The 24190-nt window shown below is 63.9% G+C and carries 5 protein-coding genes, 1 tRNA gene, 2 rRNA genes and 1 pseudogene (2 of these 9 cut by a window edge); 4 read left to right on the top strand and 5 right to left on the bottom strand.

The window, feature by feature from the left end; all coding sequences use genetic code 11:
* A protein-coding gene (locus tag ACQ860_RS11130; protein ID WP_431303435.1) for a beta strand repeat-containing protein crosses the window boundary here: on the bottom strand, window positions 1–14340 show its start. 14511 nt of this gene lie to the left of the window's left edge; 14340 of the gene's 28851 nt are visible here — the first part of the coding sequence; it begins with the start codon at window positions 14338–14340; its stop codon lies off the left edge, out of view.
* A 359-nt stretch (window positions 14341–14699) separates the two neighbouring features.
* On the opposite strand from ACQ860_RS11130, the gene ACQ860_RS11135 reads away from it, so the two are divergent.
* The 3 genes from ACQ860_RS11135 to ACQ860_RS11145 are packed head-to-tail and all read left to right on the top strand — an operon-like array spanning window position 14700 to window position 20619.
* A complete protein-coding gene (locus ACQ860_RS11135) occupies window positions 14700–16838 on the top strand; it encodes a hypothetical protein (protein WP_431303436.1) in 2139 nt (712 codons plus the stop codon).
* Window positions 16835–18793 carry a hypothetical protein gene (locus ACQ860_RS11140; RefSeq protein ID WP_431303437.1) on the top strand — a complete coding sequence of 653 codons (1959 nt, stop codon included), beginning with the start codon at window positions 16835–16837 and terminating at the stop codon, window positions 18791–18793. The genes ACQ860_RS11135 and ACQ860_RS11140 overlap by 4 nt, the downstream gene beginning before the upstream one ends.
* On the top strand, window positions 18790–20619 hold the full coding sequence (locus tag ACQ860_RS11145) for an efflux RND transporter periplasmic adaptor subunit (protein ID WP_431303438.1): 1830 nt from the start codon (window positions 18790–18792) through the stop codon (window positions 20617–20619). The genes ACQ860_RS11140 and ACQ860_RS11145 overlap by 4 nt, the downstream gene beginning before the upstream one ends.
* A 115-nt stretch (window positions 20620–20734) precedes the next feature.
* Here ACQ860_RS11145 and ACQ860_RS11150 read toward each other — a convergent pair.
* A pseudogene (locus ACQ860_RS11150) lies at window positions 20735–21094 on the bottom strand (integrase core domain-containing protein); the annotation flags it as partial.
* A gap of 67 nt (window positions 21095–21161) precedes the next feature.
* Between ACQ860_RS11150 and ACQ860_RS11155 the strand changes: the two are divergent.
* A complete protein-coding gene (locus ACQ860_RS11155; RefSeq protein ID WP_431305748.1) occupies window positions 21162–22928 on the top strand; it encodes a recombinase family protein in 1767 nt (588 codons plus the stop codon).
* Here the strand turns inward: ACQ860_RS11155 and ACQ860_RS11160 are convergent.
* The 3 genes from ACQ860_RS11160 to ACQ860_RS11170 all read right to left on the bottom strand — a co-directional run.
* Window positions 22885–22961: transfer RNA gene (locus ACQ860_RS11160), tRNA-Met, on the bottom strand. The genes ACQ860_RS11155 and ACQ860_RS11160 overlap by 44 nt on opposite strands.
* A 35-nt stretch (window positions 22962–22996) precedes the next feature.
* Window positions 22997–23111, bottom strand: a 5S ribosomal RNA gene (gene rrf, locus ACQ860_RS11165).
* A 117-nt stretch (window positions 23112–23228) separates the two neighbouring features.
* Window positions 23229–24190, bottom strand: a 23S ribosomal RNA gene (locus ACQ860_RS11170) (it continues 1775 nt past the right edge of the window).

Below are 24190 nucleotides of genomic sequence, written 5' to 3' on the forward strand. Positions count from 1 at the left end.
GAAGGCCTCCTCCGAGATGAGCTTGGAGGTCGTCACAAAGCCCAACAAGGACGCGTTCGTGCTGGTGGTGAGCAGTGCGATCACATAGGGGCCGCGGAAGCGAATGTGACCCTCAATCAGATCAACGGCGACTTCAGGCGTGGCCGCATCAAAGGTATGGGGGGAGTTCAGCGCACGGCCGCTCTGCCGGGGCTCGACCACCTTCCAGCTTGCCGCTGCAAGCTTCGTGGTCAGCAGAGCAACCAGACTTGAAGTGGCGGTAAACGCTTGTGTCTCCGCCGCTGTCAGCGTGATGGTGGCCTCAGTGACATGGGTGACATGATCCACCTGAATCTTGAGCGTGACATCCTGCGCCAGCACGCCGTCAGCCGCCGCCGGCCAACCCGATCCGACCAGCTCGTAGGTCGCGCCTGGCGCAAGCACGTCGATCTGGCCCGCAGCCAAAAGCGAGATGCTGCTGCCATCCAGCGAGGTGCTGAGGTCTGCCGAGCCCTCCAGCAGGATGGAGCGGCCGCTCCAGACGTCGTCGACATCCACATCGTCCACACCGCCGGTGATCTGGATGGTCTGTCCGGCATGCACCGATTGCGCAATGCGCACCTGCGCGCCAGAGGTGATGAAGATCTGGGAAGCGCCAGCGCCATAGGTGATGCTCCGGCCGAGATACTCGCCGGTCGAATCCAGTACATTGGCAATGCTGCCGCCGGCTACGAGCAGGCCGGAGATACGGACATCCCCTTCACCGGAGACGGTGATGGTTCCGGCCGCGTTATTCACCGCGATGGAAGATGCCGCGTAATGGCGGACGCCCAAGCCAGCGCTATCCGTGCCACCTGAGATCTCAACAGAGTTCGCCGCCTCCATCGTCACGCCGACTTCGACTTCATTGCCGCTGGCGGCCAGCGCGACACTGCCCAGAGTGACGCTGCCCCCCGCTTCGATCACGATGGAGGAGTCGTTCAGCGTGCTGTGGGTCGTGGTCCACACCGTGGTGGGTGAACCGCCGACGAGCTGGCGCGTGCCGCCCGAGAGAACGCGGCCGGCAAGCTCGATGTCTCCCGCCGCGACAAGTGTCACGGTGCTGCCGGTCGTGCCTGCGCCCAGACCGGCAGCAGCAATGCTCGCCGTGGAGGTCGTCAACAGCGCAGGATCAGCACCCGTGTGGCCCGCATAGACAGCGATATCACCGCTCGCCTGCACGACGGAACGTATTTCCACGCTGCCGCCCGCATCAATGTCGATGGAGGCGTTGTTGCCCGTCCATACCGCGCCCGTCTCTCCGACCGTGCCGCCGGCCAGGAGTTCGCTGGAGACCAGCAGGTCGCCCTTGGCGAGAATGGTGATCCCGCCATTGACTTCCGTGGTCCAGAAACGACTGCTCTCACCGAAGGCCACGCTCTTGCCGTTGGCGTCCACACCATCAGTTGCCACCCTGGCGCCGGTTGCGTCATAGCCACCCTTCATGGTGATGGCCTGCGTGGCGTTGAAATATCCCTCCGCGAACAGGAGGTCGGCCGAACGCAGATGAATCTCGGAATCGCTGCCGGGTGTGGAGAGATTGGCGCGGATGATCACCGCGCGCTCGGCATGCAGATCGAGCGTGGCGCCATTCGCCAGCACGCCCAGGGTCCCCGCGACAAGCAGACCATAACCGCCGGTGTAATTCGCCAGATAGTGATCGCTATTGCCCACGGAACTCAGATCGGACGTTGTCACAAAGCCAAGCTGGGCGGTCTCGGTGCTCGTGCTAAGCAGAGAAAACTCGGAATGCCCGACGAAGACCAAGTAGCCATCCGACTGAACCGTGATCTGCAGTTCACTGCTCAGCAGGGTATGCGTGCCGCTCGTGCCGACGAATGACCAGGTTGCGTCCAGCAGGGCCGCATTCAGCTGAGCGGCCAATTGGCTGACGGTGGTATTGCTGCTGGTGGCTGCCGCAGCCAGTTGGACGGTCGCGGCAATCGTGCCCTCAGCGACCGCGACCTGAAGCTGGAGCGTCAGGTCCGTGTCGAGACGACCCATGGCGCTGGTCGTGGGCAAGGAGCTGGCCGTCAGCCGCTCGGTACCGAGATTGCTGAAATAGGCGTCCTGATTGAACACGCCATAGGCCGGGTGGTCAGCCAGATTCTCAGTCTCGCCATAGCTGGCATTGGGGTCGGCGCGCACCGCATCGCCCGCAGCGACCGTCAGGCCGCTGCTGGCAATGATTGCCCCGTCAAGCCGCATCGCGCCTGCACTGACCAGGCTGATCGTCGCGAGATCACTGGTCTTGGTGGCAACAGGGGCGCCGTTCACAGTCAGGTATTCGATGCCGGCGCTGATCGACGCGCCAGCCGCAACCTGCATCACATCAGCCGAACTCAGGGCGATGCTGATTCCTGATCCCTCAGCGTAGATTGTTCCCAGTCGGTCCACCAGCAGCGGTCCGCCGGCCTCGAGCGCCATGGACGCCCCATCGGCGTCCAGTGTGACCTGGCCGCGGATTTCAAGACCATCACTGACGTTCACGTCCAACGTGCCGCCCGCATCCGTCACCCGGAGCAGTCCGCTGCTGTCGATGGCCAGGCTGAGAATGCCATAGGCCACGGAATCAATCACCTCGACGCCCGTACTGGCGGTCACATTCACCGCAAGACCGGTCTCACCGATCAGCCAACCACTGACGATCGCCTGGTCGATGACATTGACGTTGAGAACCTGTGCCGAAGCGCCGGAATCTGGCAGCCCCATCGGATCATGGACGTTCTTGGCATTGACCTGCAGCACGCGTGCGTTGAGCGTCAGGGTATCGCTGTTGGCCTCGACATCGCCCTTGATGTTCAGGATGTCAGCGCGCAGCGTGGTCGTGTTGTGCAAGCCAGCGACCTGCGAGTCCGCGGAGCGGGCGGTGGCCGTCATCTTGGAGACGGAAGAATCCTTCACGTCACCCACGATCATGGTGCTCTTCAGGCGACCGAGCGTGACTGTGGCGAAGCTTGTGCCAATCGCCGACAGATCCCGCGAGGAAAAGGCCATGCTCCCCACGCGGCCAGTGCCGCTGATCTCGTCCCAGTAGTCGCGGTTCATCTCAGCGCCGGACACAGCCTCGGCTGCGGAGCCGATCAGATAGGTCTGGCCATCATTGGTGGCGTAGATGGTCAGGTTGCCAGGACCCGAGAGGCTTCCCACCCCAGCATGCAGGTCCACGTCATCCGCTGAGATCAGGATATCGCCAGCCGCGTGGATCTCGGCGGTCGCCTCAAGGCGCTTGTCGGACCCACGCAGGGTGAGGTTCATGCTGCCAGCAAGGGAGACCGCGCCAGGCAAGACGGCGTTGGAGAGGATGTCCTTCCAGGTGCTCGTGACAGAGGCGGCCCAGGTGTTCGCCGTCTCCCAATGCCCTGGCTGTGCGGCCGTGATGACGATGCCCGCGTTCTCGACCGTCGGCAGTACGGCATCGTTGCGCAGGGTGAGGTCGTCACCTTCCTCCATGTAGAGGCTGCCGGTGCCGCCGGCTTCGGTGTAGATCGAAGCGCTGGCCACCGTGGTCATCAGCGGCTGAAGGATGCTGCCGATATCGCCCAGCGCGGCCACGGTCAGATGGCTGCCGGCGGCCTTGATGGCGTGGGAATTGGTGACCGAGATCTTGCCCTGCGCGGCCTCCATGCGCACCCAGCCGCTCCCATCAGCAGCCTTGGTTCCGCCGGAGGCCACGTAGAGATCGGCGTCGAGATAGATATCGGGCGTGTTGCTGGTGCCGCCGAAGGTGGCCAGGTCGATATAGCCATTGGTCAACGCCGTCACGTCGTACGTGATGTCAATGGCCTTGATCGACTGGAAGATCACATGCGCCGCCAGGATCTCCGCGCCCTGGAAGATCTGGTTGGCGACCACGCGCAGGCCGGTTGAGCCAAGATCAATCGTGCCGCCTGATGTGGTCGCGGCGAAGGAGACATTGCCGCCGAAGGAAGTGATGCCCGTGGCGGCGTAGATGCCCGCCTTGCCCAGCAGCGTCAGCCGCTCGACCAGCGCATTGTAGGTGATCACCTCGCGTCCATTGGCGACACTTCCAGTGCCCAGCTTCAGGACGTCGGCCGAGCGGGTCTGCTCGACCTGAACTTCGTCGAAGCTGCCCTGCGGGTCGCTGATGTCAAAGGTGCCGGTGGCCAGTGTTCCCGAAGCCCGGCCGAGCACGAAGTAGTAATTGTCATCCCCACCCGCATCGATGATCGAGACGGTCCGGTTGGGGAAGACGCTGACGACGAGCGTATCCGCCCCACTGCCGACCTTGATCGTGCTGACCTGGAGGCCGGCACTGCGCAGCGTGTCGATGACGGTCTGATCGCCCATCATCCGCGTGGCGGCGCCGCTGACGCCGTTGGCGCTGACGCGCAGCGTCAGCCCGTTCTTCATGGCAGAGAAGTCGAGGTGGCTCAGCTCCTCGAAATCGATGATCTGAGTGGCGCCGAAATCGTCAGGCACAGCATAGGTGTCCGTTCCCGCGCCGCCCTGCAACGTGTTGTTGCCGCTCCCGGAATCGATACGGTCATCACCTGCGTAACCCAGGATGCGGTCGTCACCCGTGCCGCCTTCCAGCGTATCATTCCCGCTGCCACCGAGCAGCTTGTCCTTGCCGCTGCCGCCGCGCAACGTAACGGCCACAGTCGCCCGACTGGCATCAAGGATATCGTTGCCGGACTCGCCATCGATGGTGCCGCCACCCACGCCCGTCGTGATCGTGTCGTTGCCGCTGCCGCCCGTGATGTTCAGGCTGATGCTGCCGGAGGTGAGGCGCGAGGCATCGAAGGTATCGTCACCCTTCCCCAGGTCAGCCTTGATGCTGGTGACGCCGGTGAAGCTCTGCAGCCACGTGTTGTTGAACAGCACCCAGGTCTTGCTGCCGTCCTGCCAGATCTCGAAGCTTTCGCCGTCATCGGCCTTGTCGAGCCAGCGGCGGTCATCCGCGCGTGAGCCAGAGTTCAGCGTCAACACGCCACCCGAGACCGAACCGAGCACCGGCACGACGGTTGGTGCCGTGTAGACAGGGATGTTCAGGAGCGCGACGTCGAGAACCGTCAGATCGAAGATCCGGTTCCAGTCATTCGTCAGCGGATTCTTGATGTCGGCGAACAGCTTCAGCAGCAAGTTTACCGTAATGCTCAGGTCGAACAGGGCCAGAAATGGCGCAATCATGCTAACAATGGGAGCATTGTTTTCAGCGACATACTCGACCATCGTCGCCATTTCGGACATATGTATCCGGCCATCAGTCTCATAGGCAGGTATATTATTGTAAAGATTGAGTCCGCCAACAGTCGTATTTGTGTCGGCGGCCATACTCTGCTGGCCGATCACTTTATTGGTGACTGGGTCCAGCTCCAATTTCGGCGTACCGATATCATGCAGGTCAAGATTGATCTTGAATTCGAGGATCGCTTCCACGCCGGCGCGGATAAACGCGTAGTCGATGGCACCGCGGGCACCGAAATCGACCGTCAAGGTGAGTTCGGCCTTCTCCTCACCACCGCTGCCAGGAACGAGCGAGCCAGCGCCATCGATCTGCGTTGGCGTCACGTCACCGATATAGAAGCCATCCATGAACCAGGCTGGATTGCCGGTCTTGCGGGCCTTGTTGATGCCCGAAGTGTCAAAGCCAAAGCTCAGATCCAACGCGAGAGAAAATGAAGCAAAGAGGCTCGGAACCAGCATGACGGGGCCGACCACAATGCGCGCCAGCTCAACCTCTACCTCGGCCTTGGGCTTTTTCTTGGTCACGCTCTCCATGCTGCCCCTGGCGATCTTGCCATAGACCGGATCCATATACGGATAGCCGATGGGCGGCAGATCCAGCGTGACCAGGGTAAAGTCCCCGCCTGTCAGCATGGCAAACCACGCATCGAGCGTGGTGAGATAGGTGAATTGCAGGCCCGTCTGGTGCTTTGCGCCGCCGCTATCGGCACCCGAACCCATGGTCATCTCTGAGAGGACCTGCACGCCCGCTGCTACCTCCGGGACGGCCTGGTTCACCGATGGCTGCTTGTAGGGCGTGGCGGCAAGGTTCTTCATGTCGCCAAGTTCGAAGAAGGCGTTCTCGTTGAAGGCCTGCTTGGTAATATTGGCGCAGAACATATAGGCCTGATGGATGATCTTGAGCGCCCAGACCGGAATCTCGTCCAGCCCCTTCATGGCCAGCATGATGTTCAGGAGGTCGAGCAGATTGGGGTCGGGCGTACCCGTCAGGTAGCCAAGGCCTTTGATCGGGGTGAGAAACGGCGCGAGCAGGGCGTCGATGGGCGCGAGCGCCAGCATGATCGGCAGGGTGATGACGGCCAGCATCTTGGCGATATCGCCCACGCTGACCTTGAAATTCTCTACGTCAACGTAAAGCATACCGTTGGCATAGTCATGATCCCCATTCAGACTCCAATATATTTTCAGATCCCCGTAGGATTTGATTGGCGAATACCACTCGCCCTTTTTGGTCTTGGTGAACCCGTCATCATTGGGGGACTTGCCCATGTAGAGGTAGAAGGTGGCCTTCAGATCGATGTCGACATCCGCTGAAATTTTTGTGGCGAACACATCGGCGCCATTCGCGCCATAAAGGGCGTCGATCGCCAGGCGGTTGGTCGATGTCGCGGCTGCGCCGGTCCCCGTATAGGCGCTGACCAGGTCCACATCGATACTGAGCTTGATGTGGCTGGCGGTCGCCTTGCCCTTCGCACGGTTGTCCGTGAAGTAGCCCTGGAAGATATTGAAGGGCCCATAGGCGCTGAAGTCGGTCCCGCTCGCATTGGAGTGCAGCAGGGCGATATTCGTGAAAGCGTTCTCGTTCGCCACATCGGCGACGACCACATTGGAATCGCCCGCCGTCAGTTCAACGAGGATACCGAGGGAAGCCGAGAGCCGGCTCGCGAGCGCGATCAGCGCGGCCTGGCGCTCGGCGGCGATGGCCGCTGTCTCGCCAGCGGTACGCAGGCCGCGCACGCTAGCGCTCAATTCGGAAGCCGGACCGAGGCTGGTGCCAAGTGCCGCCTGCAACTGCGCGAGCAACGCATTGTACATTGCGTCCGTCACGACCGCGCTGCCGCTGGCAAAGGCGACCTTGCTGGCAGCATTTGGCGTGATGCCACCATCCAGATAGGCCGTCAGGACCGCGGTTACCTCGGGGGCGTAGTCCGCCGTGGTCACGCCGCCGGTCGTGGTTTCGGTCTTGGGCGCGGTAGCGATGTAAAAGCCGGTGGTCTTGCTCAGGCCGAAGCCGAAATTGAAGGCCCAATCCACCGCAATGGCGAAGCCGCCATTGGCGTGGCTGGATACGGTGTTTCCGTTGGCGTCATAGAGCGGTGCAGCGTTCTTCTCGACATAGTTTCCAACCGGGAAATCCATGCTGAAGTCGCCCGAGGTGAGCGACAGCCCGAGCTTGCTGCCAACGACGTAAAGCGTGCCCTTCAGCATCATATTGAACTGGATGGCGTCCGCAGTGCTGGTCGGCTCCGCCATGCCGGGGGTCCAACGGCTGAGCTGCGTACCATCCGCCTTGCGCCAGGTGACGAGGATATCGTCGGTGTTGACCGCGGAGTCCTTCGTCGCCGCGCCAGACGCGTTGTACGTGTCCTGGAGAGAATTCCAGGTGGTGCCGGCGGTTGGACCGAAGGCGGCATAAAGCGCATTTCGAATCGCCAGGACGACGTCGCCCTCGGGCGTCACGGCGTTCAGCTTGCCCATCAACTGCGCGGTCAACTGGGTGAACCAGTTGGCTGCCTCCAGCGCCGTATCTCCCAGGATTGGAACATCGGTCGGGATGGAATCGGCGAGTTGCAGGCCGATGGCATCCAGGCCGAATTGCAGGCTGTCCTTGAAGTTCTGCGTGTCCTTCAGGATGCCCAGAATCGTGGTGTCGCCGCCGAGATCGGCATAGGTGTCGACAAGGTTCGGTGCGCTGATGTCCAGCACGCTGCGCGTGACTTCGGCACCCGCCTTCTCGGCGAAGTAGGCGCCAAGCTTTCCGGTGTTCGTGGCGACGGTGAAGGTGGCGGTGCTGGCGCTGGTCCCGGCACTCAACAGATCCACAATCAGCGGCAGCGACAATGCCATCTTGCCGGTGACACTTGCGGTGGTGAAATTCGCAAGCGTGTCAGTCGCTGGCTTGTACACGCTACCGGAGGTCGCATTGATGCCCACTGACAAGGTCGCCTTGTCAGTCGTCGTGGCGACGTCACCGTCACCATCCATCACCAGCCAGCCCGTGGTGGTGTGGAAATCCATGCCGCCGGCCTTGAAGACCAGCTTCAGTTCATCCCCACGGACCGTAGCCGTGAGATGGGCGTTTGTCCCGGCGGTCGTGGGGGTCAGCACGCGCAGATTTGTCAGCGAGTTGGCTGCTGAAACATCGGTAACCGCGCTATAGCCTCCGGCGAAGAGCTCGACCTGGATCCCAAGTGACGTGGCCAGGCGCGAGGCGAGCGCGACGATCGCCGCCTGGCGGTCCCCGGCGAGCGCCACGCTTTCGGAGCTGGTTCGCAGCCCGAGCACCGTCGCGGTGAACTTGGAGGTGGCCGGCCGGCCACCGCCGACGGCGGTGGAGATCTGGCTCAGCAGGCTATCGTACATCGCGTCCGTGACGACGGCGCTGCCTGCGCCGAAGGCCATCGTGCTCGTCCCCGTCAGGCTGCTCGCCTTCATGAGCGAGGTGCCATCCTCCTGCACGGAGACGTCGCGCAGCGGCGTGCGCAACTGGAGCGTCGAGAAGGCCGCGGTGCCGGAAAGGCTGTCGACGGTAGCGAGGTCACCCGCGGTCAGATCGACCTTGACGCCGCCGAGGCTCGTGGAGAGACGCGACGCGAGGCCCAGAAGGGCCGCCTGACGCTCGCTCGCGATGGTGGATGAGGCTTCGGAGGAGAGCTTGAGGCCGCGCACCGTCGCGCTGAGGCGCTGGTCGGCGGCAAGAGCGGCTGGCAGCGCTGCCCGCAGAGATGTCACCAGCGCGTTGTACATCGCGGTGGTGACCACCGCGCTGTTGGCCGCGAAGGCCATGGCGGTGCTGCCCGGCGTTATCGTCGAGACCGTCATCGCCTGATTGGTCGGCAGATAGGTCTCGACGCCAGTGAGGTTTGTCAGCTTCTCGACCGAGACGTCGATCGTGGTGCCGAGAGACGACGTGAACGCCATGACGGGTGTCTGCCCGCTCTTGTCCACCATCGTCTCGACGCCAAGCATGCCGTCGAAATTGGAGGTCGGCGCGAGCTTCTTCAGCGTGGCGACATCGAGGTTGAAGAGGTAGGTGCCCGTCTTCGACTGATCGAGATGCAGGGTGACGCGCAGGCTGTTGCTGTCCGCCGAGAAGGAGACCGCATCCGTGCTCAGACCGAATGCGGTCGCGATCTGCGCCGCGGCGTTCTGGATGGTGTGCCTGCCGCTGGAGATCAGGCCGGCGCCAGCGGCGACAGCCTCCGCCGCATCCGTGCGAATGGCCTTGTCGAACTGGCTCGCGCCCGCGACACTATAGGGGATGCCGGGCAATTGCTGGCTGTAGAAGGGCTGGGCCACCAGGGCATCGGCAATCGCTTTGGCACCGGCGGAGACGGCCGCCGCGATGTCGGCGTAGCTCAGCGCCGAATACCACCAGTCCCCGGAGGCCAGTGACGGCAAGACGGTCAGCCTTTGCCCGCTGCGGGTCGCATCGGCGGCCAACAGCGTGGTGAGTTCCGGCCGGACCGCCATGTCGTGCTGGATGATGCTGGGGGTGAGGTCGTCCAGATTGGGGGCGAAGCCCACGAACTGGGTCAGGCCGGCGAAAGGCTTCGCGCCGCTGAATCCGCTGGCCAGCGCCACCCCACCGATACGCAGCTCCGCCTGGCCGGTCCTGCCGAGGGTCAGCCCGCTAACCGTGCCGCTGCCTGCATCGTAGACGAAGCTTGAGGGATTGATGGTCGCGGCTGCGCCGCGGTCAAGCGCCATGGTCAGGGTGGCCGAGCCGGCCAACGAGGTATCGGTGTTTGCTCCACCAGCGGTGATGCCGAGGAAGCCCATATTGCCCGTGACGGAGAAATCACCTGCCGCGACGGTCGTCGTTGCCGTCATGTTGAGTGCGCTCAGACCAGAGCCCGCTTTGCGCATGGTGAAGGAAGAGTCTGTGGCACTGGCCACAACGGCACGATCCAGCGTGATCGTGCGGTTCGTGACGGATGTCGCCGCAGTGCTGGCGCTCACGGCGTTCAACTGTGCCAAGGCCTCCGCTTCGATTTGCGCGTCCGTTGGACTTGCGATCGTCAGCTTCGGATAGAGCGCCTCCTTCACGGAGAAGTTGTTCGGCCCCCAGAGCACGATCGCGCCATTCTCGATGCCCACCGTGAGCATCGGCAGCTTGGCGTTGAATTCATACGTGCTGCCGACCACCCGCGTGGGGTCACTGCTGTCTTTGACGGTCCAGTCGGCTGAATTGATCTTGCTCAGCAGCCAACCGACGAAGTCCTCGCGGGAGGAGCAATAGGTCGACTCGTTGTTTGTCATCAGCACATCGGCGCCGATGCTGTGGCTCCCGAGATCCACGACGAGTCGCAGCGCGAGGTCCTTGCCGCCGGCAAGCTGCCCGGCCTCGGTCACGGACCAGGCGGCACCGCTGTATTTGTAGGGCCAGTCGAGGCTCTTCATCACATAGACCTCGCCGCCGATGGCGACCTCCCAGAGCGGAGAATCGGCGAGGATGGAGCTGGTGGTGATGCCTGAGCCGGTCACCTTCATCGCGCCATGCATGGCGGTGGTCAGGATCGGCGAGGACGTCGTGAGGATTGCGCTCCCTTCGGTCACGCTGCCCGTGCCGGTCAGGGCCTCGCTGACCAGGCTCAGCACCTGGGTTGCGGTGCCGGACGTCGTTGTGGAAACGAGAGCCTTGGCGGTTGTGGTGAGTGAAACCTCGGTGGTCCCAAGGTTCAGGTTCATCGCGGTATCGGCGCTGGTGGTCCTGGCCGCGATGTTCAACGGGACGTTCAGCTGCTTGGTCGCCGCATCATAGCTGATGCTGCCATTCACGAGGCCGGAGGCCTGAACAGCTGCAATCCAATCCTGCAGCGTCCGGACCGTCTCCCGCTGTTCATGGACGACATAGGTCAGGCCCGTCGCCGCGGTGACATCGCCCGTAAGGATCAGGCGCTTTCCAGCGAAGCTCCCGGTCAGCACCACATCGTCGATGTTGTAGGTGGCCACCAGGCTGGTGACGCCGTCTACCGTGGCATAGATGCTGATCGCCTTGCCACTAAGACCTGCATAGAAGGGTGTGCTGGTGGTGCCGTCGGAGGAGGCGACGCCGTAGCTGCTGACGGTGAAATAGTTATACGACGTGGTTGTGGTTTTGTTGGTGGCGGCGTCAGTCGTGGTGACGCTTTCGATCGAAAGTTCCCCGCCGCTGCCCTGGACCAGGTCCTCGCGCGGCATCTGGAAGTCGATCTGGTCGAGCACACCTTCCTGCCAGGTGCTCGACAGGTTCACGTCCGAGCCGATCGTTGCGTCGATATAGGGCAGTGCGGTCTTGAGAGCCGACGCCGAGGCGGCCTGAATCAGACCGGTCTTCACACCGGACAGGGCCGAGATGGCATCTGCCACGGTCAAGGTCCGGAAGCCGGCCAGCGGCGTGAAGTCCTGCGACGTCGCGCTCACGGCATTGCCGCTCACGGGATTGCCGGACAGCAGGATGGCCGTGGAATGGCCGCTCGTCAGCAGCGTGCCGCCGAGGGTGGCCGTGACAGGCAGGGTGACACTCAACGCGTCCGTCGCCGGGGTGATGGTCGGCGTCGAAACCGCGACGCCGATCCTGCCTGTCAGGTTGAGGTTCGCGGCCGCGCCCGTGACGCTGATGCCCAAGGCACCATAGGTCCCCGTCGCCTGTAACGCTGAGCCACTGCCCGAAATCGCGTAGTCGAACTGGTCTACGCGCAACGCCGCCGAGGTGCCCGCCCAACCCAGGCCGAAGCCCAGCCGCACATCGCTGCGAATGTCGAGTGTGACGCTGGGCGTGCTGTCCAGCACAACGCCGATCTCTTTCAGACCCGCGGTGATGGGAAGCGTCATGGGCTGCGCGCGCGTGATCGCACTCTGGACATCCAGGGCATAGCCGCGGCTATCCACCGTCAGGCGCAGGGCGTCAGCGTTGATCCCTGTGACGCTGGGCTTCCAGTTGGCTTCCAGATAGGCGACCAGTTCGCTCATGCTGGGCGTGACGTCGCCGAGCGGGATAGTGTCGCCAGCGATGGCGGCATAGCCGAGTGCGGGCCGCAGATAGCGCTGGATATAGGTTCCGAGCGCCAGCAGGTCGCTCACCTGGAGCAGGCCCTCCATGCTGACGCCGAAGCCATCGATGGTCTCGGAGAGGGCATTGAGCGTTGCGGCGACGCCATCGCCGTCCAGGGAACCGCTGGTGATGGAATTGCCGTTGGCATCCTGCGAGTAAACAGCGACCGAGCCGAGCGCCACGGCCTCGAGATTCTTGGCAGACGTGTTCAATGCGCTGATGAAGGCCGCGTCGAAGGTCACATCCGCGCTGGCCAATGCGATGCGGGAAATCCTGGAGGCGCTGTCGAAGGCCAAGCTGACCGTGCTGCCGCCTACCGTCATATTGCGGCTGGAGGAGACAACCGCGCCGGTCGTATTCGCCTCCAGTGTGGCAACCTGCGTAGTGCCCGTGATGATCGGGCTCGTGTAGGTGCCGACCGAGCGCAGGGCATAGCCCGTGGACATGATGTTCAGGGCCAGCGTGCCCGCGGCGAAGCCGCCACGCACCGTACCGCCGATGTCCACAAGATCGCCAGTCACACCGGTTCCGGCGAGGTGCAGGATACCTCCGTCCGACCACGCGATGATGCTCGCGCTCAAGCTGGGCAGATTGTCAGCCGTGATGACCGCATCTCCTGCGACCTCCACCAGGCCTGAGACAGAATTGCGCGACACGGTCATCGTGCCGGAGATGCCCAGGCCCGAAACGCCACTCACGGATGCGGCGCCCTTCAGGTCAAAGGTGCCGCCGCCCTCGGTCAGGGTGAAGCTGCCCAAGCCCGGCGTGGACAGGCTTGTGTTCGTCAGATTGTGGAGGGAGAGCCCGGCGGGAAGTGTGATGGAGCCGCTGGAATCCGTGTAGCTCCCTGCCCAACTCGACGTGTCGGCGGAGTAGGCAAGAGTCAGCGGACCCAGCAGCATGGCGCCGCCGGTTGCAAGCGTGCCCGAGCCGCTGAGCGTAGGGAGGAGGCCGGCTGCCAAGGAGCGTGCGCTGCCGCCACTGCTGAGGCTGACCGCTGCCGTGGATGTGTTGAGCTCCAGGCGGAAGGCATTGCTGGCGCTAGTAAGCGTCGACCCGGCGGCCAATACGGAAGAGCCCGCGGTGCCTGACAGGCTCGCCGCAACGTCCAGACCGTTGGAACGCAGGGCGCCAGTCACCCCCGTCAACAGGGGCCGCGCGGGTGATGCGACGAGCGACGCGATGCCACTGGTGACCGAGAAATCCGCGACCGCCTGACCGGCCTCCCAGGTTACGGAGACGCTGAAGTCACCAGCAACCCGCACGCCACCCGCCTTGACCCAGCCCGAGCCAAGCACCGTGCCGCTGCTGTCAGAGGTAGAGAGGATGCGCTTCAACTCGCTCGCGGCCGCCTCGCCGGACGCGCTGGCCCCAAACTGGAACTCCAAGCCATTGACCTGCTGAATGGCAGTCGCGGTCAAAGTCAGCCCGTTGGGGCCATAGACCGGATCCAGGAAAATCCCAGCCGGCAACTCATTGCCGACGATCGAACTGAAGCTTCCGGAGCGTGATCCGTAGTTCAAAACATTGAAGACCTGGCCGGCCGTCGGGGTAAATCCGTCTAAAAAACTGATCGAAAGCGAACCATCCAGTTTAGCAAGTCCTGTTACGTTTAGCTGATCATAATCAGTACCGGCTGTGACTGCTCCTGCAATTTCGATAGACAGGGTGGCACCAGATACCTGCGTATAGCTGGCAACCGTGTTCAGACCCGGCGAATGGCCTGGCGCAACATTACCTTCATTGATCAGGCTGCCGGCGTACTCACCCGTACCAACGAGGGTTTGTCCCTTTTCGACAGTGACCACAGAAGCATTGGGATCGATGGGCCCCACCAACTCGCCCGACAGGACGGAGAGGTCACCCGACAGAGAACCCGACGCGACAGTCGCACCGCCCGGACTTACGGGAGCCTGATCGACGATGGGCGCACCGCCAGGACCACTTCCTGCGCCCAGCAGCGCAGCATCGCCAGCCAGGAGGATCCGCGGCTCCAGCACCTCGATCAGATTGCTGATCAGGCGACGGCGAGGTGACTCGCGATGTCCATCGGGCATGTCGGTATCACGCTTCATCTTGGGGTTTTCCGGGGCAGACATCGCACTGAACCCTCACCCATCACTAGCAAAGACCACGAAAAAAGCCACTATAGAGCAGTATTTATTTCTCAATTTTCACGATCAAAGCACATCAAAGGCTCCAATGTTATCTTTTATACTCGTAAATACGCCAATCTATTCAAATATATCCCCCATTTCATTGTAGATGGTAGCGCTGGGCACGCGACGGGATTTGCGTGATGCCGCCTGGCTTTTCCTCCTGCAGGTGGAACATGCGGGCCGGCCCCTGATTGCAGTCGGCAGTAAGGCAAACTCCGTGGCAGAGACGAACCCAGCGCCACCCCGCCGCGTACCGGATATCGTGGCCAGCACGCATGTTCAGTGAGCGCTGGCTTTATGTCAGCGGATTGCGCCTCACCTTGCGCCGCCGTCTGCAAGCGACGCCGCGGCGGATCGCAGGTGAGCTCTGGTACCTGGTGTCCGACCCGCTCACCAACGAACACGCCAGGGTTCCAGCCCAGGCCTGGCGCTTCCTCAAGAGGCTCGGTCCGGACCGAAGCGTCGGCGAAGCGTGGGAGGAGGCCTACCGATCCGGGGAAGCTGCGAGCCTCACGCAGCCCCGGATCGTCTCGCTGATCTCGACCCTGTACCAGCGCAATCTGCTGACCTTCGCAGCGCCCAATGACAGCGTGCGCCTCGCGGAGCGTGGCCGGAAGCGGAACTCAAAACCGTTGGTGCAGCGTCTGCAGTCCATCTTTTTTCTGCCCATCCCCCTGCTTGACCCCGACCGCGCCCTGCGTCGGGCGGCCCCTCTCTTGCGGTTGATCTTTGGCCCCTTCGGCCTCGCCCTGTGGGTGGTTGTCCTCATGGCGGGGCTCACAACACTGGTGTCCCAATGGGGCCGTGTGCAGGACGCCTCCGCCTCGGTCTTTGCCGCACCCGACCCGATTGCACTGTTCCTGGCGTTCCTGCTCGGCAAGGCGCTGCACGAGTTGGCTCATGCGGGCATGTGCAGAAGGTTCGGAGGGCCGGTTCACACACTTGGCGTCATGATGATTGTCTTCGCCCCCCTGCCCTACGTCGATGTGAGTTCCGCCTGGGCCTTCGCAAGCCGGGCGCAACGCATCGCCGTGGGCTCGGCCGGCATGGCGATGGACCTTTTCATCGGCGCACTGGCCACGATCGCCTGGGCGGAGACACCGCCGGGTGCATTCAACGACGCGGCCTTCAGTCTGATGTTGACTTCGGCTACCTACACCCTGCTTTTCAACGCCAACCCGCTGATGCGCTTCGATGGCTACTACATGCTTTCGGATCTGCTGGAGACGCCCAACCTCTCAGCACGTGGCTCGGCCGCGCTGGCCGAATTCTTCCGCCGTCACATCATGGGCCAGCACCGCCGCCTCGCAGCCGACGAGGCGGATCCCCTGCATGGCGGCATCGCTTGCTATGGTGCGGCGGCCTTGGCCTATCGGCTCTTCGCCATAGGCGGCATCACCATGTTCCTGGCAGACTTGTATTACGGGGCGGGCTTCATCGCGGCGGTGATCCTCGCCACTGGCGGCCTGCTAGTGCCATTCTTGACGTTTTTGCAGCGTGAGCGCGCGAATTCCGCCGGCATCAGCCGATCCGGAACCCGCCTTTGGTGGCTGGGCGGCTCCGCGGCGGGGTTGCTGGCGCTCATCGCGCTACTACCTCTGCCGGATTGGAGCACGCTGCCCGCCGGCATCGAAGGCAGGAGCGTGAGCGAGGTCACAGCAGCCTCGGGAGGGCGCCTTGAGGCGATCCTGGCCGAGCCCAATATCTCGCATCCCGCGGGAACGCCGCTGCTCCGCCTCGCCGATCCGGAACTGTTGCTGGAACGCCAGAGCCTGCGGCAGCAGCTGACGCGAAATGCCCTGATGGAGCGCCGCGCCTTGACCGATGGTGGCGCTGATCTGGAGCCGATCCGAGAGCGGCGCCGCTCTCTGGAGGCGCTCCTGCACCAGACGGAAACGGATATCGCGGCGCTGACCATTCGCGCGCCCACCGGTGGCATCTGGGCGGCGCCGGAGATTCATGGGCGGATGCATGGCTGGATCGAGCGCGGCACCGAGCTTGGCATGATGCTGCCACCGGATGGCTTCCGTGTCGTGGCTTTGGTGCCCCAGACGGAGAGCGCGCGGATTGCACGCGCGACGCTGGCGGAAGCCGGCCTGCGCTGCGGTGGCACGGCAGGCCACCGCCTCCAGGCGACCGAACTGAGGCTCGTGCCGCACGCGGTGGAGCGGCTGCCCAACGCCGCCCTGGGTTCAGCCGGCGGCGGCGGCATTGCCGTTCTAGGCCATGATCCCGGCGGAACGGCCGCCGCCGAACCGGTCTTCCGGCTGGAAGGGCGGATCTCCGGCGCGGATGCGCATTGGCTGCACCACGGCCGTGCCTGCCGCCTGCGGATCACCCTGCCCGACCGGCCGCTGCTCACGGGCTGGATCGAGGGTCTCCGGCAATTCCTGCAGCGGCGCTACCGACTTTGAGTGTTCCCCTGGAGCGCCTGTCGGCGCTGATCCCGCCTGAACCGCCGCGCCCCGAGGGTTTGGCCGCCTTGATCTGGAAGGCGGAGCGCCTGGTCGATCCACGCCGTCTTCTTGCCCTCACCCTGGGTCCGCTCAGCAGGCGCATTCACGCGCGCGCCCTGCAACACGGCACTCTCACGCAGGTGGAGCTCGACGGTCGCGTCGCGGCCGCCCGGGCAGGGATAAGGCGGGCAGGCACGGTCCCGCTCAGCAGCATGCCAGACGCCCTCGCCCTGCTCGCCGAAGTTGCGGCGCGAACGACGGGGATGCGCCCGTATCCCGTGCAGCTACGCGGTGCGATGGCGACGCAACTGGGCTTCCTCATCGAGATGCAGACCGGCGAGGGCAAGAGCCTGACGGCCGCCGTCGCCGCCGCGCTCGCCGCCTGGACGGGGCGCCCCTGCCACGTGCTGACCGCAAACGTCTATCTGGCCGATCGCGACGCCGCCAGTTTCTCGGCCTTCTATCGAGCCTGCGGCCTCACCGTAGCCGCGGTGCGCGATACCGATCCTCCGCCGGCACGCAGCGCGGCCTACGCAGCGGATGTGGTCTATACCACGGCAAAGGAAATGCTCGCCGACCTCTTGCGGGACGCCATCTCGATGGGCCGCACCCCCGCCCGCGCCGGACTTGGGCTCCGAATGCTGGGCGGCACTCATGCGGCTGGGCCAACCCTTCGCGGCCTGGGCACCGCCATCGTGGATGAGGCGGACAGCCTCCTGATCGACGAAGCAGTCACCCCCCTCATCATTGCGCAGGAGCGCCATGTCCCCGGCTTCGATGCTGCGATGCGCGTCGCGGTCGAGATCAGCGCGAGCTTCGAACCGGGCCCCGAACTGCGACTGGAACAAGGCCTGCGCCGGGCCGAACTGACCGATGCGGGGCATGCGCGGCTGGCCCGCGATTTAGGCCGCTTCGCTCCGCCCTGGTCGGAACCGGCTCGGGCAGGTCACCTCGTGAGCCAAGCGCTCACGGCGCGCCTCCTTTTGCAGAGGGGCCGCCATTATGTCCTGGATGACGGCAAGATCACGCTGCTGGACGAGCAGACAGGACGGCGCGCCGTCGGACGCAGCCTCTCGGACGGGCTGCATCAGGCCTTGGAGCTGGTCGAGGGTGTTGAACCCTCCCCCCTGACGGAGGTGGTGGGCCGACGGAGCTTTCAGCGCTTCTTCAGGCTCTTTCCGCATCTGGCCGGGCTGACCGGCACGGCCGCGGAAGCAGCGGGAGAGTTTTGGTCCATCTACGGCCTCCAGGTGCTGCGCATCCCGACGCATCGGCCACCACGCCGGCGCGTCCTGCCGACCAGGCTCATGGCAGATGAAGCACAGAAATTCGCCGCCATCGCGCGGGAGGCGTCGGAGGTCGCGCAACAGGGGCGCCCCGTTCTGATCGGCACACGCAGCGTGGACGGCGCCGAAGCGCTGGCGCGTCTGCTGCGCGAGCAGGGCGTGACACCGCGTCTCCTGACCGCCCTGGATGCCTCCGAGGAGGCGGACATCATCGCCAACGCCGGTGCCGCCAAGTCCGTCACGGTCGCCACGAACATGGCTGGCAGAGGCACGGATATTGCCCTCGACCCGGGCATCGCAGCCATAGGGGGGCTGCATGTGATCATCGCCGAAGCCAACGACCTGCGGCGCATAGACCGCCAGATGGCCGGACGCGCCGCCCGCCAAGGCGATCCTGGATCGGTGCGTTGCTTCCTGGCACCCACGGATGTGGTGTTTCGCCGGATCCTGTCGCCCCGCGGCCAGCGCCTCCTGCAATGGGCGGCGGGGCGCCCTCCTTGGCTATGCGGCCCTGTCGGCAGGCTCCTCCTCTGGCTTGCCCAGCGCCAGGCCGCGCGCCTTGGGACCGCCATGCGCCGGAACGTACTCACGAGTGACCTGCAATTCGAAGGACTGGGATTCTCATGACAACCGCGGCCGCCGGCAACACCTTCGCCGCCTCCGGCGCCACCTTGCTTCGTCAGGCCGCCAAGCCCGCGCCGGAGACGGGCATCGGGTCTGACATCATCGCGACTGTCAGGAGCCTCTTTGGTGCGCAATCCGCCTTGATGGTCGAGCGACCGGCCGGCCAGGGCGAATGGCGGGTGGTGGGCGGCGTGGATGGCACAGCCGATATTCTCTCGCTCCCAGCCGGGCTGCTTGAAGCCTCGGCAAACCAGGCTGTTCTCCACGGCGTGCATCTGCTTCGCGGCGGGCCCGCCGGCGCGGGGCGGGCGCTGGCCTGCCTTACCATCAGCACATCAAATGGTTCGGTCAGGTTGGCAGCCCTTCTGCTGCTGGACGCACCCGACCTGCAACGTTGCATCTCGACGGCTGGGCCCTTGGTGCAGCTTCTTGCCGAGGCCTCGATCCTGCGGCGCGACATCCTGACAGCCGAGGCGGAGAGGGAACGGCTTGCTGGATTGATTGAAAGCGTCGACCGGATTCTGGCGGCGCGTCGCTTCGCCGCTGCGGCGCAGCTCCTGGTCGACGACATTTGCGCGCGCCTGGAGGCGGAGGAAGTGTCGCTCTCATGGATGCGCCGCGGGCGGCCGAGGCTGGCAGCGATGAGCCATATGGACTCCATCGGGCGCTCGACCGAACTGAGCCGGCTCATCGAAGAGGCTGCGCAGGAAGCGATGCTGCAAGGGAGGGAGATCCTTTGGCCAGGCGAGCCCGGCGATGGCGCGGTCACGAAAGCCGCAAGCGCCTATGCCGAGGCCCGCGGCGCGACCAGCCTCGTGCTCATCCCGCTTGGCCGGACAGATGACTTCGGGGGCGCGCTGCTGATCCATCCCGCTGAGCGTCCGGTCACGGCGGCGGATCTTTGGCTGTTGCGGCTTCTGGCCGATCAGGTCTTCGTTCCCTTGTCCCAGCTTCACGCGGCCGAACGCCTTCTGCCAATCCGTATACTGCATGAGATGGGGCGCGGGCTGGGGATCTTGCGACCCGGCTGGGGCCGACGTGGCCTCCTGGCCGGGCTTGCGGGAGTCGCATTGACGGTCCTGGCCCTGATGCCGCTGCCGCACCGGATCACTGCGCCCTTCGTGCTGCGTACGGATCGCCTTGCGCAGGTGGGCGCACCATTCGACGGCTTCATCGAGAGCGTGGCCGTGCGTGTCGGTGACCCGGTCTCCGCGGGCCAGGTCCTGTTTGTCATGAAGACCCGGGACCTGCAGCTTGAACGCGCGGGGCTTCTGGCTGACATGGCGCAGCACGAACGCGAAGCGCAGAAGGCACAGGCGGCCGGCGCCGCGGCCGACATGCGCATTGCCCTCGCGCAGGTTGAGCAGGCAAGGGCGAGGCTGGCACAGACGGATTATCGCATCGCCAGCGCGAGCGTGCGCTCGCCATTGGAAGGCATGGTAATCGAGGGCGACTTGCCCCGGCAGATCGGCGCACCGCTGCGGCGGGGCGAGGCCGGCTTTCGTGTGGCAGCCCTGCAAGGGCTTTACGCGGAGATCAACGTCAATGAGGCCGATATAGCTTTCATCTCCGAGGCGATGTCCGGCGAGATCGCCTTTGTCGGGCGGCCGGACATGACATTCAACGTCCGGGTGACACGTATCGTTCCGCTCGCAAGTCTGCAGAACGGGGAAAACACGCTTCCCGTGCGTGCGCAGAGCGAAGCGAGCGCGGAATGGTGGCGCCCCGGGATGAGTGGGATTGCAAAGCTCGATGTAGGTCCACGGCCGCTATGGTGGATCGCCAGCCGAAGGTTGATCGATTTCCTCCGGCTGCACTTGTGGTGGTAGCGAGGGATGGAGCGGCCCTTATTTCGACCGGGCGGGTGAACCGCCCCGCATTTGTCAGGAATTGACGTATGACCCCGCCCCCAAGTTGTTCTCGTTTATGGGCAGGGTCTGTTCTCTACATGCCCCTGCGCGGGCGGGCTGCAAAGGCGTTGGGGGTGAGCCCGTTCAGGCTCGTGTGCGGGCGTTGCGTGTTGTAGTCGATCCTCCAGGCTTCGATGATCCGGCGTGCGGCAGACAGTCTGCCGAACAGGTGTTCGTTCAGGCATTCATCGCGAAACCGCCCGTTGAAGCGTTCCATGAACCCGTTCTGCTGCGGCTTGCCGGGCGCGATGTCGTGCCACAGCACCCCAGCCCTGGCTTGCCAGCGCAGCATGGCGTTGGAGGTCAGCTCCGTCCTATCGTCGCTGACGATCATGCCAGGCGCGCCACGCAACGCCGCGATCCGATCGAGTTCCCGACCGACCCGCTGCCCTGCCCTCTTCGATGGCAGGAATATCGGCGTGCGCGATGTCCTGAAGGTCACAGTAATGGCCAAAGCTGAGATGCCGGCCGAGCGAGGATGGGACGATAAGGTACCCGCCGACCTCACGCAGGTGCGCGGCGTGCGCGGACAGCACTTTGACCACCGCTTCAGGCGCCTGGGCGCCGCACCACTTCGCGCCGCCGTCTATGGCCGTTTTTCTACGGACAACCAGCGTGATGCCTCGATTGAGGATCAGGTTCGGATCTGTTGTGCGGGCGCCGAGCGTGAGAGGTGGGTGATCGCAGAGACCTTCACGGATTATGCCGTGTCGGGCTCGACGACGCTCCGCCCTGGTTATCAGGCTCTGATGTCGGCGATGCGCTTGGGCCGTGTGGATGTGGTCCTGGCAGAGAGCTTGGATCGGCTCCCTCGTGACCAGGAGCACGTGGCAGGATTCCACAAGGCGGCCCAGTTCGCGGGAGTTCGGATCATCACGCTCTCGGAGGGTGAGATTTCCGAGCTGCACGTTGGCCTCAAAGGCACCATGGGAGCTCTGTATCTCAAGGACCTGGCCGACAAGACGCGACGCGGCCTGGAGGGACGTGTTCGCGACGGCCGTTCAGGCGGTGGCCTGTGCTACGGCTATCGAGTGATCCGGGGTCCCATGGACCGCCGCGGTGAGCTGGAGCGCGGCCTGCGTGAGATCGATCCGGCGCAGGCGGCGGTGGTGATTCGGATTTTCGAGAGCTTCGCCGCCGGTGAGGGGCCGACGTCCATCGCCGCTGCCTTGAACCGGGAGGGAACCGCCGATCCGCGGGGTGGCATCTGGCAGGTTGGCACCATCCGTGGCCAGGCCCTGCGGGATACCGGCATTTTGCGGAACCGTCTTTATATCGGTGAGCTGGTGTGGAACCAGCGCCGCTGGGTCAAGGATCCCGGGACGGGCCAACGGGTGGCGCGCGCAAATTCCAAGGACTTCGTTGTGACGGAAACGGTGCCCGAGCTCCGGATTGTGGAACAGGGTCTTTGGGACAAGGTGCAGGCTCGACTCGCCAAGCAACGCGCCGCGGTCGAGGAATCTGATGACGGTCAAACACGCCGTCGCTTCTGGGAACAGAAGCGACCTCTCCACCTGCTGACCGGCCGGGTCTTTTGTGGCGGCTGCGGAGCGCTGATGCAGGCATCCGGCAAGGACTACCTGGCGTGCAGGGTCGCCATTGCCCATGGTCCCTGCACCAACCGGCGCAGCGTGCGTCGTGGAGCGCTCGAGGGGAGGATCCTGGATGCGCTCGGCAGTGAGCTCATGCGTCCTGACCTGGTGGCTGTTTTCGCAGAGGAGTTCACGCAAGAGTGGAACCGACTGGCTGTCGATCGGTCGTCCGAGCGGCCCAATCTTCAGCGTGAGCTGGGCGCGGTGGAGCGGAAGCTTTCCGGTCTGATCGACGCGATCGCTGATGGGCTGCGCGCCCCGGGTCTTCAGGGGCGGTTGGACACGCTTACGGGGCGCAAGGCCGAGCTGGAGCGCCTTCTGGTCGACGCTGAGGCTGCATCCGCCACCCCTTCCCTGCATCCGAACCTCGCGGAGGTCTATCGGTCCAAGGTCACGTCTCTTCGGGCTGAGATGCAAAAAAGCGCCTCGCCGGAGGTCCGGGAGGCGCTGCGTGAATTGGTGTCTCGTGTGGAGGTCCACCCTGGTGGGGAGGACGGGACCGGTCCCAGGATCGAGTTGCTCGGCCACCTTGGCGCGCTGTTGCGTGCTGGACGGGCTGACGTTCCTGCAACGTTCGAGAGTCCAGTCAAAGTGGATGCGGGGACAGGATTTGAACCTGTGACCTTCAGGTTATGAGCCTGACGAGCTACCGGGCTGCTCCACCCCGCGTGACGGTGGTATAAAAAAAGGTTTTCGGTTGGGTGGCCTGGCGCTGACCGACTCTCCCGCCGCTTGAGCGGCAGTACCATGGGCGCTGGAGTGTTTCACGGCCGAGTTCGGGATGGGATCGGGTGTTTCAACTCCGCGATAGGCACCAGGCCACCGAACCGAAAACCTGTTCGTGTGGTGATGGGGATTGGTTGGAATGGGATGAGTGTGTGAAGTGGGGTTTGGTGCTGCGTGCGGTGTTCGGACGTGGTCCGAACCGCATTGGGGAGTAGTGAGCCTATCGGGCTATTAGGATCGCTTAGCTGCACGCATTACTGCGCTTCCACAGGCGACCTATCAACGTGATGGTCTATCACGGCCCTCGGGGAGACCTGGTTTTGAGGTGGGTTTCCCGCTTAGATGCTTTCAGCGGTTATCCCGTCCACACTTAGCTACCCAGCTGTGCCACTGGCGTGACAACTGGTGCACCAGAGGTATGTCCATCCCGGTCCTCTCGTACTAGGGACAGATCCTCTCAAGTCTCCAACACCCACAGCAGATAGGGACCGAACTGTCTCACGACGTTCTAAACCCAGCTCACGTACCGCTTTAATCGGCGAACAGCCGAACCCTTGGGACCTGCTCCAGCCCCGGGATGCGATGAGCCGACATCGAGGTGCCAAACCTCCCCGTCGATGTGGACTCTTGGGGGAGATCAGCCTGTTATCCCTAGAGTACCTTTTATCCGTTGAGCGATGGCCCGTCCACGAGGGACCACCGGATCACTAAGGCCGACTTTCGTCTCTGTTCGCGCTGTCACGCTCACAGTCAGGCGGGCTTATGCCTTTGCACTCAACAGCCGATGTCCGACCGGCTTGAGCCCACCATCGCGCGCCTCCGTTACAATTTGGGAGGCGACCGCCCCAGTCAAACTGCCCACCACGCAGGGTCCCGGCCCGGGATAACCAGGCTCGGTTAGACGCCAAAAAGGCACAGGGTGGTATTTCAAGGTTGGCTCCACACAAGCTAGCGCCCATGCTTCAAAGCCTCCCACCTATCCTACACAGTCCCTTCCTGGCGCCACTGCGAAGTTGCAGTAAAGGTTCATAGGGTCTTTCCGTCTAACTGCGGGTACCCCGCATCTTCACGGGGAATTCAATTTCGCTGAGCCCATGCCGGAGACAGTGGGGAGGTCGTTACGCCATTCGTGCAGGTCGGAACTTACCCGACAAGGAATTTCGCTACCTTAG

This window comes from Sediminicoccus sp. BL-A-41-H5 (assembly GCF_050632405.1).
Classification (GTDB): Bacteria; Pseudomonadota; Alphaproteobacteria; order Acetobacterales; family Acetobacteraceae; genus Roseococcus.